Origin of the sequence: Cryobacterium sp. MDB2-A-1, assembly GCF_004402675.1 — a bacterium.
Classification (GTDB): domain Bacteria; phylum Actinomycetota; class Actinomycetes; order Actinomycetales; family Microbacteriaceae; genus Cryobacterium; species Cryobacterium glucosi.
Window position 1 is genome coordinate 85157 of sequence record NZ_SOFK01000041.1, and the last position, 18230, is coordinate 103386.

The window sequence follows — 18230 nt, forward strand, 5'->3', positions numbered from 1 at the left end:
AAGGACTCTCGAGCCATGCCCGAACCCCTCACCGCGACAACAGCACCACATCGACTCCTGATCCTGGGCCTCACGGCCTGCCCCACCGGCATCGCGCACACCTACATGGCTGCCGAGAAGCTATCGGCCGCGGCGGCCGAACTCGGCTATGACATGAAGGTCGAGACGCACGGCTCCGTCGGCGTCGAAGGCGCCTTCAGCCCGGCCGACATCGACCGTGCCGACGCCGTCGTGATCGCGGCAGACACCAGGATCGACCCGTCACGCTTCGCGGGCAAGCGGATCATCTCCGTCGGGGTGGCCGACGGCATCCACCGCCCTGCCGCTTTGATCCGGGAGGCCCTCGCCGCCGCGCCGTCAGCGGCCGCCGACGGACCCGACGGCTCGGCCGGGAATACCCCCGCCCCGACCACCGGACGGTCAGACGTCGGCGGCACCCTGTACCGCGCCCTGATGAACGGCGTCTCCTACATGATCCCGTTCGTCGTGGTCGGCGGGCTGCTGATCGCCATCTCGCTCTCCCTCGGCGGCGAGGCGACCCCGAAGGGTCTCGTCATCCCGGAGGGCAGCTTCTGGTTGACGATCAACCAGATCGGCGTGCTCGGCTTCACCCTGATGGTGCCGATCCTCTCCGGGTTCATCGCCTACGCGATCGCCGACCGGCCCGGGCTCGCGCCGGGCATGATCTGCGGCTGGATCGCCACGACAGGGTCGTTCTACCACTCCGAGTCCGGCGCCGGCTTCATCGGCGGCATCGTCACCGGGTTCCTCGTCGGTTTCGTCGCCCTCGGCATCAAGAAGATCCCCGTGCACCGGTACATCAAGCCGATCATGCCGATCCTCGTGATCCCCGTGCTCACCACCGTGATCGTCGGCGGCGCCTTCGTGCTCGCCCTCGGCCAGCCGATCAGCTGGGTCTTCTCCACCATGAGCACGTTCCTCACCGGCCTGCAGGGCGGCAGCGCGATCGTGCTCGGCCTGATCCTCGGCGCGATGGTCGCCTTCGATATGGGCGGCCCGGTCAACAAGACCGCGTTCCTCTTCGGCAGCGCCCTGATCGCGACAGGGAACCCGGCCCCGATGGGCATGGTCGCCGCCGCGATCGCCGTCCCGCCACTCGGGATGGGCCTGGCCACCCTGATCCGCGGCCGCTACTTCTCCAAGCCGGAGCGTGAGGCCGGGATCGCCGCCCTGTTCATGGGGTTCTTCGGCATCACAGAAGGCGCCATCCCGCTCGCAGCCGCCAAGCCGCTGCAGGTCATCCCCGCGAACATGCTCGGCGGAGCCGTCGCCGGCGGCATCGCAGCCCTCTTCGCGGTCACCGACTCCGTGCCGCACGGCGGACCGATCGTCGCCGTCTTCGGCGCCGTCTCCGGGGTGCCGATGTACTTCGCGGCCCTGCTCATCGGTGCCGTCGTCACCGCCCTCGTCTCTCTGCTGCTCCTCGGAATGTCCGCGCGCAGGGCCGAACGCCACACGCGGCAGGCCGCCGCGGAGACATCCGTCTCGACGGCACCACAGGCAGTGCCGGCACCGGCCCCGGCCCCGGCACCGGCACCGAAGACGGTTCTCGACTACATCGACGAAGACACGATCGTGCTCGACCCCGCCGAGACCGACCGCGACGCGACGATCCGCACCCTCGTCGGCCGGATGGGCGCCACCGGCCGCGTCACCGACGCAGGCGTCGTCATCCAGGCGGCCCTCGCCCGCGAGAAGCTCGGCACCACGGCCGTCGGAGACGGCATCGCGATCCCGCACGCCAAATCGGACGGCGTGAGCGCCCCGATCCTGGCCTTCGCCCGCAGCAGGCACGGCGTCGCCTGGAACGCGCCCGATGGCACCCCGGCCACGCTGATCTTCCTGATCGCCGTTCCGGAGGCGGCGGCCGGAACCGAGCACCTCACCGTGCTCGCCCAGCTGTCCCGCGCCCTGATGAAGCCCGCCTTCCGCGCCGCACTGCAGTCGGCAGCGACCCCGGCGGACGTGCTCGCGGCGCTGGCCGCGCAGGTCGGCCCGAAGCCGGCATCCGTCAAATAGGCTGGGCGCATGCGCATCGCCACCTGGAACGTCAACTCCATCCGAGCCCGCTCCGCCCGTGTCGTCGACTGGCTCGTGCGCGAGGACATCGACGTGCTCGCCATGCAGGAGATCAAGTGCAAGCCGGAGCAGTTCCCCTCCGACGTCTTCGAGGAGGCCGGCTACGAGCTCGCCATCCACGGCCTCAGCCAGTGGAACGGCGTCGCCTTCGCGAGCAGGCACCCCGTGACGGATGTCGCAACGAGCTTCCCCGGCATGCCCGGCTTCCTGAAAGGCCAGGAAGGCCCCGGGCTGCCGCTCGAGGCCCGTGCGCTCGGGGTCACGGTGAATGACCTGCGGCTCTGGAGCCTCTACGTTCCGAACGGGCGCGCGCTCGACGACCCGCACTACGCGTACAAGCTCGACTGGCTCGCGAAGCTCGACGAGCACACCCGCGCCGAACTCGCCGCCCGCCCCGATCTCGCCCTCGCGCTGATGGGCGACTGGAACGTGGCCCCCCTCGACTCCGACGTCGGCGACCCGACGCTGGTCCCCGGGGTGTCGACGCACATCTCACCGCCGGAACGGGCCGCCTTCGAGGCCTTCGCCGCCGCAGGGCTGACCGACCCCGTGCGCACCCTCGTGCCGGAGGGCTTCACCTACTGGGACTACAAGCAACTGCGGTTCCCGCGCAACGAGGGCCTCCGCATCGACTTCATCCTCGGCTCACCGGCGTTCACCGACCTCGTCACCGCCGCGAGCATCCACCGGAACGAACGCAAGGGTGACGCACCGAGCGACCACGTGCCCGTCGTCGTCGACCTCACCCTCGACGACGAGGACGACGACCGCCCGATGATCTTCTGACCCTTTCGGGCGAGATGCCGCGACCGTCGGGGATACTGGAAGCATGTCTTCCGTATCGCCGGGGAACGACGGCAATCCGGCGGCGGCCGGGCCGTCCGATTCCGTCACCGTCTCCATCACGCGCCGGGTGCAACCCACCCGGATAGCCGAGGCGACCCACTGGGCCCAGCAGGGCATGGACCTCGCGAGCGCGTTCCCCGGCTTCCTCGGCTCCGGCTGGGTGCGCACGAGCGCGGACTCGCTCAGTTGGCACATGCTCTACCGTTTCGACAACTCCGATTCACTGGATGCCTGGGAAGGCTCCGATGAGCGCGCCGAGTGGCTCGCCCAGGGCGTCGACTACATCCTCGACTCGCGCGTGCAGAAACGCACCGGCATCGAAGGCTGGTTCGACACCCCGCAGGAGGGCGCGGACTCGGGCATCTACCAGCCCTCGCAGTGGAAGCAGACCGTCGCGATCGGCCTCGGCTTCTTCCCGACCAACGTGGTCTTCACCTTCCTCGTCACACTCGCGATCCCCGAGTGGGGCGGCTACCCGATCGTGCCCCGCATCCTGATGACGACCCTCGTGATGGCGCCCACGATGACCCTGCTCGTGATGCCGTGGATCACGCGGTGGCTCCGCCCGTGGCTGACCCGGCCGCCGGCATCCGCCTACCGCCGCCCACAGGTCTAGACCACCCGCAGCTCTAGGCGGCCGGCGCGAGCAGGGCCGCGATCACGAGCAACGCCGGGATGGCGGCGATCGTCGTCACGAGCACGGTGTCGCGGGCGACGACCATGCCGCGGTCGTACCGGGCCGCATAGTTGAAGACGTTCTGCGCGGTCGGCAGGGCGGCGACCGTCACGACCGCGAACAGCTCTGCGGGGCCGAGCCCGAAGACGAATCGGCCGAAGGCCCAGGCCACGACCGGCATCACGGCCACCTTGAGCGTCGCCGCGAGCGCGACCTGCTTCCTCCCTGAGCCGGGTCGCAGGATCCGGTCGCCGTGCAGTGACATGCCGAACGAGAGAAGGACCATCGGGACACCGGCCCCTCCGAGGATGTCGAGGGGTGCGAACACGGCGTCCGGGATCGGGATCCGGAATACGGCCACGATCAGACCGGACAGGGAGGCGAGGATCAGCGGGTTCCGGAACGGCTGGGTCAGGATCGACCGGACCGAGACCCGGCCGCTCGTCGCGACGTCGAGGATGCCGAGCAGGATCGGCGCGAAGACGAGCAGCTGCAGGAGGAGCACCGGGGCGACGTAGTGCGCACTGCCGAGCACGTAGATCGCTACGGGCAGGCCGATGTTGTTCGCGTTGACGTAGCCGGCTCCCGCGACGCCGAGCGCGGTTTCCGCCACGCGGTCCCGGCGCCGGCTCCCACCGATCGCCCTGCGGCGCACGAGGAACCGGCTGGCCGCGAGGTAGACCACGACGATGACCAGGACGGTGCACAGGGTGGTCAGGAGGAACCAGGAGAACAGCACCCGGACATCCGTGTGGCTCAGGACGGTGAACATCAGCGCGGGCATCGCCACGAAGAAGGCGACCCGATTGAGCACGAACCCGGCCGTCGGGCCAGCGAACCCCGCACGCTCGATGAGGTAGCCCATCAGGATCACGAATCCGATGATGGAGAACCCGACCAGGACGCCGCTCATTACTCCCAGATTAGGGGACAGTTCTGCTGCAGGAGAGCGCGAGTCTTGCCAGCGGTCACGCCACAGCCGTACGCTCGAAGCATGCCTCATCTCAGCGTTCCGGGTGCGTCGATGTACTACGAGACCGAAGGTGCGCTGTCGTCGCCGGCGATCCTGCTGCTGCACGCCGGCATCGCGAACCTGCGCATGTGGGACCCCCAGGTCGCAGCCCTCGCCGCCAGGCATTTCGTGGTGCGGTTCGATGCGCGCGGCTTCGGGCAGACCACGACCGAGAACGTCGCGTTCTCCAACCGGGCGGATGCCGTCGCGCTGCTCGATCATCTCGGCATCGCGTCCGCGACCCTCGTCGGCTGCTCGCGCGGAGGGTCGATCGCGATCGACATCGCCCTCGAGAGCCCGGACAGGGTCGCCGGGCTCGTCACGATCGGGTCCGGCCCGAGCGGTTTCCCCGAAGTCGAGCTCACCGAGCTCGAGGACGCCCGCTTCGACGAACTCGACGAGGCCTTCGACGCCCGTGACTGGCACCGGCTCGCCCGGCTGGAGGTTGCGCTGTGGGCGATCGGCACGACCAGGGAGGAGAAGGCCCTCGATCCCGAGTTCGTGTCGACGGCCTACGCGCTCAACCGGGTCAATGTCGTGCACGCCGAGGAGAACCCGATCCCGATCCCGCTCGAACCGCCCGCGAGCAACCGGGTGATCGATATCGAGGTTCCCGCGCTCGTGACGGTCGGCGAGTTCGACGTGACGCCCGCGCTCGCCCAGTACGAGTACCTGCTGTCGACGCTGCCCTTCGCGAGCGGCTGCACCTTCCGCGACGCCGCGCATCTGCCGAGCGTCGAACTCCCTGACGAGTTCGAGCGGGTGCTCCTCGACTGGCTCACCTCGAACGGCCTCTAGCCCCCGTCGCCCCGCCCCGCCCCGCCCGGAGCATCCGCTCGCACTCCCGCGAGAGCGGAGTTATGGCCCTTAAAACGCTGGTTTAGGGGCCACAACTCCGCTCTCGCGGAACGACAGGGGGCGCGGGCGGAGACGGGAGCGGTTGTCCACAGGCCGAACGGGGCATCCCGCCAGCGGGCGGCGACACGCTAACCTGTGGGGGCAGTCCACATCAAGCGAGGGGCAACGATGTCAGACCCGGCCGGCGGCGATTCAGCCGCACCCGATCCATTCGCGCAGCACGCGGGCACGGTGCTCTGGCCCGGCTCGCTCCGCGACCTGACCGACACGACCCTGTGCCCGGCCTGCCAGACCCCGCTCGCGCCATACGGGTGCCCGTCCTGCGGGCTCGACCTGCGGCATCCGGTCGCCGCCGAGCTGCTGGCCGTGTCAACGGATGCCGCGAAACTGCTCGACCGGCGCGTGGCGCTGATCGGGCGCCTGCGTTTCGACGCCGCCCGGGCCCGGGCCGCCGCCCAACAGGTGCAGCACACGCCGACCGCGCCGGCTCCGGCGCCTCCCCTGTCCTGGCTCCCCCAACCGCCGGCGACTGCTCCCCTGGTGGTCCCGATCGCGGCTTGGGCTTCGACCGCGCCATCGGTGCCGGTTCCGTCAGAGCACGCGACGCCGACGCCCTCCCGATCAGCGCCCGCGCTGTCCACGCCGGCGCTGTCCACGCCGGCCCACCAGTCCCCGCCGCGGCAGGCACTCCCGAAGGCCGCACCGGCGCCGCGGGACCCCTCGCTCCCGCCGAAACGGTCGAGCGTGCAGATCCTGCTGCTCGTGGTCGGGGTCACGCTCGTGTCGGTCGCCGCGATCTTCTTCCTCACGGTCGCCTGGATCTTCGCCGGGCTCCTCGTGCGTTCCCTCATCGTCGGGGCATTCACGGCCGGGGCGCTGGTCACGGCCGCGGTGCTCAAGCGCCGCGGACTCGGGGTCACGGCGGAGGGCATCGGCGCCCTCGCGGTCGTGCTCGTGCTGCTCGACGCCTGGTCCCTCCGGCAGAACGACCTCTTCGGGCTCGGCGCGGCGGAGTCCGACGGCTACTGGGGGGTGACGCTCCTCGTGTGCACCGGGCTGTTCCTCGGCTGGCACGCCGTATCCGGGCTGCGGGTTGCGAGTGTCGCCGGCTTCGCGGCCGCCGCGCCCGGGCTCGGCCTGCTCGTCTCCGCCGCGGCGGTCGGCCAGGACGACCTGACCCGGGTCTACCTCGCGTTCCTCGGGGCATCCGTCGGCGCGCTCATCCACCGCTTCACGCGGGCGTCGCCGTCGACGGAAACCGCCGCGCCGGTCGGTCGTTGGCCAGGCGCCGACCGGGCGCCCGAGCGGGCGATCGTGTTCGGTTTCGCCGTCGTGTCGCTGCTCGGTGCCCTCGCAACGGCCCCGTTCGTGGACACGGGCAGCGAACTCTCCCCGCTCTGGCTGCTCGGCGCGGTCGCGCTCGTCGCCGCCGTGCACTCCGTCACGATCCTCGGGGTGCGCGCGGTACCTCCGGCCCAGGCCCCGGCCGACCCTGCCCAATCCGTCGCCTCAGCCTCTGCCCCGGCCGGCCCGGGCGCAGGCTCGCTCGCCTTCGCCTGCTTCTGTTCGGCCGTCGCGGCCCTCGCGCTCGCCCTGATCGCCCTGATCGTCGCGATCCGCACCACCAGCATCCCGCTCCTTGTCACGGCGCCCCTGCTGGTCGCGCTCACCCTCGCGCTCGGCCTGGAGCTCGTGTCCAACCGCGCCGCCGGTCCGCGGCGCACCGCCGAGCGCGTCGCGGCCCTGACGGCGGCCCTCGCCGCGGGCTATTTCGCCCTCGCGACGGTCTCCAGCGCCGCGTGGCCGCTCGGCGTCGCGCTCGTGCGTGGCCTGACTGTGTTCGCGAGCGACCCGGGCAGGCCGTTCAACCCGCTCCTCTCCTCGTTCGACGAGCTGGACAACCCGGTCGGCCCGAACAGTCTCTGGGCCCTCAGCGCCCTCGTCGCAGCCGGCGCCCTGGCCGCCGTCATCTGGCACGCCGGGGGGCTGCTGCACGCTCGCACGCGCCTGGTCGCGGCGGTTTTCGCGGCTACTCTCGTGCTCGCGGTCCCGTTCGCGGGGCAGCTCCCCGGCTCGGTATGGCTGGTCACCCTGCTCTTCGGGCTGCTCGGCGGCGGCGCGCTATTCGCCCTGCTCGCGCACCAGCGCGACCGGCTGCCGCTCGGTTCCCTCCGTCCCATCGTGCTCACCCTCGTCATCGTGAGCGTCTCCCTCGGTTTCCTGGTCGGCTGGGCGCGGTCGGACACCTGGTGGATCGGCACAGCCACCGGCATCCTCGCGCTCGTCGTCGCCCGCGGCCTGCTCGGCAACGTCCAAGAAGCCCACATCGCGGGAACCCCCGACCGCCCCGCGCACAGCGGGCGGGAACAGGGACGCGGCGCGCTCCTGGCGGGCGCGCTCCTGCTCACCCTGCTCGCCGTCGTCGTCGCGCCGTGGGCGCTCACCCTCGGCGCCCGGCCGCCGGCGACCGTGCTGCTCGTGGACCAGCTGCGCGGCCTCACCCTCGCGACCGCGCTCCTCCAGCTTTTCTTCGCGGTGCCGCTGCCCCGCTGGGTGCAGCCCACCGAGCGCCGCTGGGCCTTCCGGACCCTGCTCGCCCCCACGATCCTGGCCTTCGCCCTGCCCGTCGGGGACCTCGCCGCCGCCCTCGACCCGACCGGTCGCGCCGTCCTGCTGCAGCCCGAACCGGCAGCGGCCATCATCCACACTGTGCTGCTGCTCACTGCCGCCGTGCTCTGGCTCACGCTCCGCGGCAACCGCGCCGCCGCTCCCATCGAGCGGCTCACCGCGATCGTCGCGATCGCCCCGGTGCTGTTCCTGCTGTTCGGCGCCGTGCTCCGGGCAGCGGATGCCCCCGCCACCGTCGCCGACGTGGCCGCGCCGGCCGCCGCCATCCTGTGCTGCGCCCTCGGGCTCACGCTCGGGTCGCTCGCGCTACGCACGTCGCCCGGGACGGTGTCCCGCGGCCCCACCGACCGGCTCGCCCTCGAGGTCGGCGCACTGCTCGTGCTCGGCCCGGCAACGATCACGGCGATCGCCACGAGCCGCCCGCTCGGCTGGGTCGCGCTCCTCCTCGCCGGCCTCGCCGCGCTCCTGGCCGCGATCGCCCCCGACGGGCTCTTCGGCTCGCACTCCGCGCGACGGCACCTCGGCTGGGTGGCGCTCTGCCTCGGAATCGCGGGCCTCTGGCTCGGCCTCTCCCGGTCAGGCACCGAGGCCGTGGAACCCTACGTGCTGCCCGTCGCGGCGGTCCTGCTCGTGCTGGCCGCGCTCATCCGCCGCTTCGGACTGGTCGACCGCAGGACGGCCGGGAGCCCCGTCGCCGCTTGGCTCACCCTCGCCGGGCTGCTCGTCGCGCTCGTGCCCGTCGCGCTTGTCGCCGGGACCGGCCCGCTCGCCCGCCCGCTCGCGGTCAGCGGCGTCTCGGCCGCTCTGCTGCTCACTGCCTGTGCCCTGCGCTGGACCCCGCCGCGGTCCGGGTACCTCGCCGCGGCCGCGGCGAGCGGCACCCTCGGGCTGCTCGTGACGAGCGGCGGCCGGATCGTGGCGCTCCTCCGCTCCACCGAAGACGCAGGGCTCCTCATCGAGGCCTGGCTCCTGCCCGCACTGCTGGTTCTCGTTGTCGCCGGCATCCTCAGCGCACGCTCCGGGCGACGGATGCTCGGGGACGCCTCGGGTGCCGGTGACGCCCACGTCACGGCCAGGCTCGCCGTGCGCACCGGATACGGCCTGCTCACGGTCGCCGTCACCTTCGGGTCACTCGCCGAGGTCCTCAGCCTCGCCGCAGCGGCCCCCGACGAGACCCCGCTCGCCGCTCCGCGCGTCGTGCTGCTCGCCCTCGCCTGCGCGGCAGCGCACGTCGGTCTGATCCGGTGGGACCGCACCAGGGAGGGCCGCGCTCTCGCCTGGGCCGCCCTCGGCGGCTCCGGCGTCGCACTGCTCGGCGGATACCTGCACGGTGTCCCGGTTCCGCTCGAGATCGTGACGGTTCCGGTCGGACTCGTGATCGTCGGCGGGCGCCTCCTCGCCGCCGGCCAGTTCCACAGCCCCGTCCCGGCCACGGCCGCGGACTCGGGCGCGGCCCGGTCGACCCGGTTCTGGATCCAGGCCGGCCTCCTGCTCGCCGTGCTCCCGAGCGCCACGATCCCGCCGACACCGGACGGGTCCCTGCTCCGCCCGATCCTCGTGCTCACCTTCGGCGGCGCACTCGCGATCGCCGGCGCCACGCTCACAGCGACACCGGCGTGGCGTCAGCTGGCCTGGCCGGCCGTCTCCGCCGGACTCGTCGCCGTGCTGCTCACCGCCCTGAACCGAGTCAGCCCGCTCCTCGACACCGTCCCGGCCGGGCCGGATTCCCGGCTCGAGGGCTGGCTCCTGCCCGCGGCTGTGCTCGTGGCCGCGACCGGAATCGCCCTCGGGGCCGCGGCCCGCCGCGGCCCCGTCGCCGGTCTCGCCGCGGCCGTCGGCGACCACCCACCGACTGGCCCGGTCGACGGCGATGCGCGCGACGGCATCCGCTTCACCGGTTCGACGCCCGGCCCGGTGCGGACCGGCCCGAGACAGGTGCCGGCCACGGATTCCGCGACGTCGGCGCTCGGCTACGGTCTCGTAATCCTGGCGATGGCCGGCGTGCTCGGGGCCGAAGTCGCCGCGCTCGGGTATGCGCCTCTCGCGACGATCCGCGTCGTGCTGCTCGCCTGGACATTCTCCGCGGTGCACGTCACGGTGTTCCAGCTCGACCCGGGCCGGGCCGGCCGCTGGGTCGCGTGGCTGGCCATCGCCGCCGGCGGAGTCGCGGTGCTCGCCGGCTACGGCCACGGCGTTCCGCACCCGATCGAGATCGTGAGCGTTCCGCTCGCCCTCGCGCTCGTCACGAGCGGCTGGCTGCACCTCGAGGCGACGCCGTCCGCGCGCAGCTGGCCGTGGCTCGCACCGGGCCTCTTCGTGCTGCTCGGTCCGTCGCTCCTGCTCGACGTGACCGAGAGCCCGCTCTGGCGGGTCGTCGGGCTCGGAGTACTCGCGGTCGCCGTGCTGCTGGCCGGCCTGTGGCAGCGGTTGCAGGCGCCGTTCGTGCTGGGCGCCGTGGTGTTGCTCGTGCACGGTCTCGCCCAGCTGTGGCCGTGGATCGCGCTGGCCTACGAGGCCGTCGCCTGGTGGCTGTGGCTCGGCATCGGCGGCACCCTGCTGATCGTGCTCGCTGCCCGCTACGAGCAGCGGATCCGCGCTCTCAAGCAGATCGCGCTCGGCATCTCGTCGCTCCGCTGACGGGTCAGCGCAGCGACACCGTCGCGTGTCGCCGCCCCCTGCCGTGACGCGGGCGCGCTGTCAGCCGAGATCGAAGGTGACCCCGGTCAGGCGTTCGCTTTCCGACCACAGGCGCACGGCATCCGTGTGGTTGCCGGCCCGTTCGGACCGCCCGACCGGATGCGGGTGGCCGTGCTGCTCGCCGAAGCCGTCCGGCCCGACGAAGGTGTTGCCGGCGAGTCCCGGCTCGGTCGCAGCGTAGAGCGTGGGCAGCGCCCCCATCTCGGCCGGCTGGGCGAGGACCCGGTTGGCGAGATCCGTCAGTCGGCGTTCGAAGCCGTTGTTGTTGCCGCGCATGGTTGCGCCGACGGACTGCAGGTTCGTACGGGCGTACCCGGGGTGGGCGGCGAGGGCGAGCAGGGGTGCCCCTGCCGCGTCGGCCCGGCGCTGGAGTTCGCTTGTGAAGAGCAGGTTGGCGAGCTTGCTCTGGCCGTAGGCAGCCCAGGCCCTGTACTTCTGCGCGCCCATCAGGTCGTCGAAGTCCATCCGGCCGCGCCGGTGCAGTGCGGAGGAGAGTGTGACGACCCGGGCCTTCCGGCCGGTGTCCGGGCCGGTGACCGCGTCCGGGGCGGTGGCCGCCGCGGCGCGGGCGAGGAGGCCGGGCAGCAGCAGCCCGGTGAGGGCGAAATGGCCGAGGTGGTTGGTGCCGAACTGCAGTTCGAATCCGTCGACGGTCCGGCGCTCTGGCACGTTCATCACGCCCGCGTTGTTGACGAGGACGTCGAGTCCTTCGGGGTGCTCGGCGAGCCAGGCACTCGCGAAGGACCGAACCGAGGCGAGGCTGGACAGATCGAGCTCGCGCACCTGCACCGCGGCATCCGCCGCCCGGTCGGCGGGCAGCCCGGCCAGAATGCGCCGCGCTGCGTCTTCGCCCCTGGCGAGATCACGCACGGCGAGGATGACGGATGCCCCGTGCCCGGCCAGCTCGGACGCCGTCACGAATCCGAGCCCCGAGTTCGCTCCCGTGACGATGATCGTGCGACCCCGGAGGTCGGGGATGTCCGCGGCGGTCCAGCCGGGCTTCTTCGGCGACTTCTTCGGAGAAGCGGCGGTCATTTCGACAGCTCGATCCGGTAGCGCACGTGGTTCCGGTCGGCGCTCGCCTGCCAGAACTCGATCTCGCTCGGCTGCAGCGCGTAAAGCCGCCAGCTCGAGTTGGGCCGGCCGTCGGCGCCGGGGCGCTCGTCCCAGTCCTGCGCGGATGCCCGGGCCGAGAGCTCGATCACCGAACCGACAACGCGCACCTGCCTGCCCAGCTGCGGCCAGTAGAAGTTCATCGCCGCGCTCGGGTTCTCACTGAGCTCGAGGCCCTTGCGCGAGGTCGCGGAGCTCGCGAAGTGCCAGCCGGCCTCGTCGATGTTCTTGAGGATCAGCATCCGTGAGGACGGCTGGCCGGCAGCGGTCGTCGTGGCGAGGCTGAAGGCGTGCGGCTGCGGCACCCCGGCGGCGAGGGCGGCGGCAAGCCAGGCCTGGAAGAGCAGGGCGGGATCGGACTCGGCGGCCTTCGCGTCGAAGGGCGGGAGGGAGGCCGGGAAGTCCGGCAGGGAGCGCAACAGGGAACGGAAGGATTCGGTCACGCGCAGAGCCTAGCGGGATCGACTGGGATCGACCGGGGTCGCGGAGGAGCCCCGGATGATCAGCCGGCTGGGCAGGCGCACGGACTCCGGCGTGCCGCCGTCGATCACGGTCCTGAGCATGTCGACGGCGATCCGGCCCATGTCCGCGACACTGTGCGCGATGACGCTCACGGGCGGATCGAGCAGGGCGAGCCAGTCGATGTCGTCGAAGGAGACCAGGGCGACGTCGGTGCCGATCCGGAGGCCGAGCTTCTGGATCGCGCCGATCGCGCCGAACGCCATCGGGCTGTCCGCGACGAGAAGCGCGGTCGGCGGTTCATTGAGTGCGAGCAGGGTGCGCACGGCGGCCGAGCCGCTCTCGGGCTGGAAGTCGCCGAAGACGATGAGCGCTGGGTCGAGGCTGAGGCCCCGGTCGCCGGCGGCCCGGACGAAGCTCGCGTAGCGTTCACGGCCGGTCGAGGTGGACTGCGGCCCGGCAATGTAGCCGATCCGGGTGTGCCCGAGCGCGGCGAGATGATCGACCGCCTCCCGGATCCCGGTGTCGCTGTCCGTCGTGACGCTCGGCAGGTCGATGCCCTCGATGGTGCGGTCGATGAAGACGGCCGGGATCTCCCGTCCGACGACCGAGCGGATGCTGCCGCTCCCGTCACCGAGCGGCGCGACGATGATGCCGTCGACGCGCCGGGCGATCAGGTTGTCGAGGTACCGGTCCTGCTGGTCCTTCCGCTCGTTCGCGTTGCCGAGCAGCGTCACGAAGCCGTGCACGAGGGCAGCCTGCTCGACCGTGTGGGCGAGGTCCGCGAAGAACGGGTTCCGGACATCCGGCACCAGCAGGCCGATCGCGTGCGTGCGGGTGGACCGGAGCGCCCTGGCCTGGGCGTTCGGCCGATAGTCGAGCTCCGCGACGGCCGCCTGCACCCGGGAGCGGGCGTCCGCCGAGGTGGCGGGGTTTCCGGAGAGCACCCGGGACGTCGTCGCGACGGAGACGCCGGCGAGCGCGGCAACGTCCTTGATGGTGATCGTGACCATCACTGCACCCCCTGCCCTGCCGGGACTGCGTCAAGTGGAAACGTTTCCAAGCTGATGCCCAGACTATTGCGGAGGCGCAGAGGTGTCAAAATGCGGGAGGGGGTTGTCATTCCGCCCTCCACCGACTCGAGGAGACCCCATGGCCCAGATCGTTCAGTACAGCAAATTCGGCGGACCCGAGGTGCTCGAGCTGGTCGAGGTGGCCGAGCCCCGGGCATCCGCCGGCGAAGTCGTGGTCGCGGTCCGGGCGGCGGGCGTGAACCCGATCGACTGGAAGATCCGCAGGGCCATCCGCCCGACGGGCCCGATCACGACGCCGAGGCGGCCGGGCTCCGACGCCGCCGGGCGGATCGTCGAGGTCGGCGCCGGCGTGACCGGCTGGTCGGTCGGGGACGCCGTGATCGTGCTCGGCGCCGCTGGCGCCTATGCCAGCCACCTGGCAGCGACCCCCGCGCAGCTCACTCGCAAGCCGGACGGACTCGGCTGGGCGGAGGCCGCGGCCCTCGGAGTGCCGGCCGGTACGGCCTACCAGGCGCTCCGCTCCCTCGGACTGGGATCGGCGGACACCCTGCTCATCCACGGCGGTTCTGGCAGCGTCGGACAGGCCGCGATCCAGTTCGCCCTGCTCGACGGCGCGACCGTGATCGCGACGGCGAGCGAGCCGAACCAGGCCCGGCTGGCCGAACTCGGCGCGATCCCGGTCGTGTACGGGCCCGGTCTCGTCGATCGCATCCGTTCGGTGGCTCCCCGGGGCGTCGACGTCGTCCTGGATGCCGCGGGCACCGACGAGGCCCTCGAGGCTTCCTTCGCGCTCGTCGCCGACCGCAGCAGGATCGGCACGATCGTGGTCGGCCGGAAGGCGGCGGAGCTCGGCATCCAGGCCTGGTCAGGCGGCAGCCCGGTTCCGCTCACCCCGGAGCAGGTCGAGCTCAGGGCGGCGGGCCTGCGACTTGCAACCGAGCTGGCGGCCGCCGGCCGGTTCGATGTCGAGATCGCGGCGGTCTTCCCGCTCGCCGAGGCGGCCGCAGCCCAGGAGCTCAGCGAGCACGGGCATCCGCGCGGCAAGATCGTCCTGCTGCCCTGACCCGCCCGGACGGTCAGCGACGCCCGACGAAGTCGTCCATGGTGTTGTAGACGCCGAAGACGCGGCCGGCCACGAGATCCCAGACCGGCAGCGGCAGGATGCCCCGCAGCACTTTCGACAGACCGACCGTCCACGGCATGGTCACCTGCGGAGTCCCGGCGAGCATGGCCCGCCAGACCCGGTCGACGACGTATTCCGGTGTGAGTATGGGAGTCAGGAGCGGCCCGCGCGCGCCGTCGAACATGCCGGTCGAGATATAGCTCGGCGACACCGTGGTGACCTTGACCCGGCTGAAACCCTGCTGCACGAGCTCGAGCCGCAGGGAATCGCTCCAGCCGATCAGGGCGGCCTTCGAGGCCGCGTACACGCTCATCCTCGGGTTGGAGAGCAGGCCGGCCGCCGAGGCGATGTTCACGATCCGCGATTCCCGGCCGTTGGTGCTCATCATCCCCGGCAGGAACTCGCGGGCGATGTACATCGGGGCGAGGGCGTTGATCTGCATGGTGGGGCGCGTGTCGTCGCCGTTGTCGTGTTCCCAGAAGAAGGCGCCGCGCACGATCCCGGCGTTGTTGATCACGATGTCCGGGTTTCCGATTTCCGTGCGCACGCGTTGGGCTGTCTGCGCGATCGCACCCAGGTCTCCGATGTCGACGACGTACGGAAACACCGCGGTCGAGCCGGTGGCCCCCTCGGAGAGGCGAGCGGCCGTCCTGGTGAGAGCGGCGGCGTCCCGATCCCACAGGATCACCGCCCGCGCCCCCTCTGCGACGGCCCGCTCGGCGTAGAGGCGGCCCATGCCGCTGGCAGCGCCGGTGATCAGCACGCGGGCTCCGGAAACGGTTCGAGTCATGCCTCCATCATTCATCATCGCCGCCGGTCCGGGAGCCGCCATCCTGGGGAGCGCCCCGGAAGCCCAGTGCATACCCAGCCCCGGCTGGCATCGTGGACGCAACCGATCGACGACTCACAAGACGACTGACCAGGAGCACACCATGGGATTCCTCGACCGCCTCTTCGGCCGCGACGAACAGGGCAGCACGGCACAGGCCCGCACCGCGCCCACCACGCGTGGCGCCGTCCCGCAGCGCACCGACGACGAGATCGCCGTCGAGCGCTACCAGTACCTGTTGCGCACGGCGCCGCCGGAGACCATCGAGCAAGTGCACACCGAGGCCTTCGCCAAGCTCACCGACCAGCAGCGCGACCTGCTCTTCCAGCGCCTCACCGAGAACGCCACGCCGAGCGAACGCCCGGCCGACGCCGCGCCAGCGACGCTCGCGAAGGCCGCCACCCGTGCAGAGCTCCGCGAGCCCGGCACCCTCGAACGCACCCTCGGCCGCCAGGGCCAGGGCGGCCTGGGGTTCGGCGGCATGGTCGGCAGCACCATCCTCGGCACGGTCGCCGGTTACGTGATCGGGTCCGCGCTCGTGAGCGCGTTCCTGCCGGACCCGGGGGCGACGGATGCCGCAGCGAGCGATTCAGGGACCGATTCCGGCGGGGACTCCGCGAGCGACACGAGCACGGAAGCCGGAGCGGACACGGGGTCCGACACCGGCGGTGACTTCGGCGGGGGCGACTTCGGCGGCGGGGACTTCGGCGGCGGCTTCGACTTCTGAGCCGTCCGCCCCGGAACGGCCGTGCCCGGCACGACCGCGCCGGGCACGGCCGGGCGATAGCCTGACAGGAGCGTCCCGGTCGGAACGCCGAGAGGACAGGCCAGTGAGCACCCGCACTCCCGGCACTCTCGTGCTCCTGCGGCACGGCGAGAGCACGGCGAATGCCTCCGGCCTGTTCACCGGGATCCTCGACGCGCCGCTGTCCGATCTGGGGGCGGCAGAGGCCCGGTCCGCCGCCAGGCTGGTAGCCTCCGCGGGCCTCCACCCCGACGCCGTGTTCACCTCAGCCCTGCAGCGGGCCCGGCGAACGGCCGACATCCTGGTCGAGGAGCTGCGACAACACCCAGCGGCCCCGCAGGCCGACTGGCGGCTCAACGAGCGCAACTACGGAGCCCTGACCGGTCGCTCGAAGGCCGACGTGCGGGCGGAATTCGGCGAGGCCCAGTTCCTGGCCTGGCGCAGGTCGGTCAACACCGCTCCGCCGCCCCTCGACGACGAGGCTTTCGCGGCCGCGCGCGAATCGCCCCTGTTCCGCGGGCTCCCTGCCGAAGCGCTCACCCGCACCGAGGCGCTCAGCCACGTCATGGCGAGGGTCGGCCGGTTCCACGCCGAACAGGTGGTTCCGCGCCTCCGCCTCGGCCAGACCGTGCTCGTCGTCGCCCACGGGAACTCGCTCCGGGCCTACTGCGCGCTGCTGGACGGCCTCGACGACCACGCGATCCACCGGCTCAATCTTCCGACCGGGCATCCGCTCGTCTATCGCTTCACGGCCGCCGACCTGGCGCAGGAACCCACGGGCGCGCTCCCGCGGCAGCCGCTCTCGGCGGGCGGCCACTACCTCGATTCCGCCGCCGCACTGCCCGCCGCGGCCCGGCTCACCGCCGACGGCGGCACCTAGTCCCCTCGAGTTGCGGATGCCGCGAGTCAGGGCCGGGAGTGCTGCGGAACCGTGAGCAGGCGACAGGTGGTCGCGACGGCCTTCTCGAGGTTGGCCGCGCCGGCGGCGAGCGCCTCCGCCAGGGTGCAGACCCCCGGGACGATCGGAACGAGAGCGGCGAACCCGTGCCCGTACAGTGCCTCGGCACCCTCCCCGACCCGGCCGGCGAAGGCGATCACGGGTACGCCGTGCCTGGCCGCGGTTTCCGCGACGCCGAGCGGGGTCTTCCCGCCGAGGGTCTGGGCGTCGATGCTGCCCTCCCCGGTGAACACGATGTCGGCGCCCGCCATCGACTCGGAGAGGTGGGCGGCCTCCATCACGACGTCAACGCCGCGCTGCATCGTGCTGTCGAAGAAGGCGAGGAAGGCCGCTCCGAGCCCGCCGGCGGCGCCGGCGCCGGCGACCGTGGCGACCTCGCGCCTCGTCATCGACGTGACGACGGACGCGAAGACGCCGAGGGCAGCATCGAGCTCGACAACGGCCGACTCATCCGCACCCTTCTGGGGTCCGAACACCCGGCTGGCCCCGCTCGGGCCGAGCAACGGGTTGGTCACGTCGCACGCGATCCGGAAAGACGTGCCCGCGAGTCGCGGGTCGAACCCGGACAGGTCGATCCGGGCGAGGCGGGCAAGGCCTGCACCTCCGCGGGGCAGCTCAGCGCCGCCGACGTCGAGCAGCCGCGCGCCGAGCGCCTGAAGCATGCCCGCCCCGCCGTCGTTGGTGACCGATCCGCCGAGCCCGACGATGAAACGGCGTGCCCCCCGGTCGAGCGCGTCGGCGATCAGCCGGCCGACCCCGAAGGTGCTCGCGATCCGGGGGTCACGGTCGGCGACCGCGACGAGGTGGATGCCGGCGGCCGCGGCGATCTCGATGACCGCCAGGCCCTCGGCGGCCACGAACCCATAGGTCGCCGGAACCGTTCGTCCGAGCGCATCCTGCACCTCGGCCGTGATGAGGGTGCCGCCGAGCGCGGCCACGAGGGCGTCGGCCGTTCCCTCCCCGCCGTCGGCCATCGGAGCGGCGATGCACACGGCATCCGGGAACACCGAACGGATGCCGCGTTCCATCGCGGCCGCGGCCTCCGCCGCGGTCATCGATTCCTTGAAGGAGTCGGGTGCCAGAACGAACTTCATGCGGTGATCCTCTGCCGGGCGCAACCGATGGGGTGAGAAAAGGGGCCGGGGAGATTTC

At 72.0% G+C, this 18230-nt stretch carries 14 protein-coding genes; 8 read left to right on the forward strand and 6 right to left on the reverse strand.

The window, feature by feature from the left end:
* The first annotated feature begins 15 nt into the window (after positions 1-15).
* Genes E3O39_RS15745 through E3O39_RS15755 form a run of 3 tightly spaced genes read left to right on the forward strand, consistent with a single transcriptional unit; the run spans position 16 to position 3562 of the window.
* Complete coding sequence (locus tag E3O39_RS15745) at positions 16-2040, forward strand: fructose-specific PTS transporter subunit EIIC (protein ID WP_134446192.1); 2025 nt, start codon at positions 16-18, stop codon at positions 2038-2040.
* Between the two features lie 9 nt (positions 2041-2049).
* Positions 2050-2886, forward strand: coding sequence for an exodeoxyribonuclease III (locus E3O39_RS15750; protein ID WP_134446191.1), 837 nt, complete (start codon positions 2050-2052; stop codon positions 2884-2886).
* Between the two features lie 43 nt (positions 2887-2929).
* Positions 2930-3562, forward strand: coding sequence for an antibiotic biosynthesis monooxygenase (locus E3O39_RS15755; RefSeq protein WP_134446190.1), 633 nt, complete (start codon positions 2930-2932; stop codon positions 3560-3562).
* Positions 3563-3575: 13 nt separating this feature from the next.
* Here E3O39_RS15755 and E3O39_RS15760 read toward each other — a convergent pair whose 3' ends face one another.
* Positions 3576-4535 (reverse strand): AEC family transporter, encoded by a 960-nt coding sequence (locus tag E3O39_RS15760; protein WP_134446189.1) that lies wholly within the window; start codon positions 4533-4535, stop codon positions 3576-3578.
* An 81-nt stretch (positions 4536-4616) separates the two neighbouring features.
* Here E3O39_RS15760 and E3O39_RS15765 point away from each other — a divergent pair, with 81 nt between their 5' ends.
* Positions 4617-5432: an alpha/beta fold hydrolase gene (locus E3O39_RS15765; protein WP_134446188.1), complete on the forward strand. Its 816-nt coding sequence runs from the start codon at positions 4617-4619 to the stop codon at positions 5430-5432.
* A 228-nt stretch (positions 5433-5660) separates the two neighbouring features.
* Positions 5661-10757, forward strand: coding sequence for an SCO7613 C-terminal domain-containing membrane protein (locus E3O39_RS15770; protein ID WP_134446187.1), 5097 nt, complete (start codon positions 5661-5663; stop codon positions 10755-10757).
* A gap of 60 nt (positions 10758-10817) precedes the next feature.
* Here E3O39_RS15770 and E3O39_RS15775 read toward each other — a convergent pair whose 3' ends face one another.
* From E3O39_RS15775 to E3O39_RS15785, 3 genes are read right to left on the reverse strand one after another with little or no spacing between them, the layout of a single operon-like run.
* A complete protein-coding gene (locus E3O39_RS15775) occupies positions 10818-11852 on the reverse strand; it encodes an oxidoreductase (protein ID WP_134446186.1) in 1035 nt (344 codons plus the stop codon).
* Entirely contained in the window at positions 11849-12373 is a 525-nt protein-coding gene (locus tag E3O39_RS15780) for a pyridoxamine 5'-phosphate oxidase family protein (protein ID WP_134446185.1), read from the reverse strand. The genes E3O39_RS15775 and E3O39_RS15780 overlap by 4 nt, the downstream gene beginning before the upstream one ends.
* A 9-nt stretch (positions 12374-12382) precedes the next feature.
* Positions 12383-13402: a LacI family DNA-binding transcriptional regulator gene (locus E3O39_RS15785; protein ID WP_134446184.1), complete on the reverse strand. Its 1020-nt coding sequence runs from the start codon at positions 13400-13402 to the stop codon at positions 12383-12385.
* A 139-nt stretch (positions 13403-13541) separates the two neighbouring features.
* Here E3O39_RS15785 and E3O39_RS15790 point away from each other — a divergent pair, with 139 nt between their 5' ends.
* The gene (locus E3O39_RS15790) at positions 13542-14486 is read left to right on the forward strand and encodes an NADP-dependent oxidoreductase (protein ID WP_134446183.1); all 945 of its coding nucleotides are present in this window, start codon (positions 13542-13544) and stop codon (positions 14484-14486) included.
* A 13-nt stretch (positions 14487-14499) separates the two neighbouring features.
* Here the strand turns inward: E3O39_RS15790 and E3O39_RS15795 are convergent, their stop codons facing one another.
* Positions 14500-15336, reverse strand: coding sequence for an SDR family NAD(P)-dependent oxidoreductase (locus tag E3O39_RS15795; RefSeq protein WP_134446182.1), 837 nt, complete (start codon positions 15334-15336; stop codon positions 14500-14502).
* On the opposite strand from E3O39_RS15795, the gene E3O39_RS15800 reads away from it, so the two are divergent.
* Positions 15335-16102, forward strand: a complete 768-nt coding sequence (locus E3O39_RS15800) for a hypothetical protein (protein WP_338145030.1) — start codon at positions 15335-15337, stop codon at positions 16100-16102. The two genes, E3O39_RS15795 and E3O39_RS15800, sit on opposite strands and share 2 nt — an antisense overlap.
* A gap of 103 nt (positions 16103-16205) precedes the next feature.
* Entirely contained in the window at positions 16206-17000 is a 795-nt protein-coding gene (locus E3O39_RS15805) for a 2,3-diphosphoglycerate-dependent phosphoglycerate mutase (protein WP_134446181.1), read from the forward strand.
* Positions 17001-17026: 26 nt separating this feature from the next.
* On the opposite strand, the gene E3O39_RS15810 is transcribed toward E3O39_RS15805, so the two are convergent.
* Positions 17027-18172, reverse strand: a complete 1146-nt coding sequence (locus E3O39_RS15810; RefSeq protein WP_134446180.1) for a glycerate kinase — start codon at positions 18170-18172, stop codon at positions 17027-17029.
* Between the last annotated feature and the right edge of the window lie 58 nt (positions 18173-18230).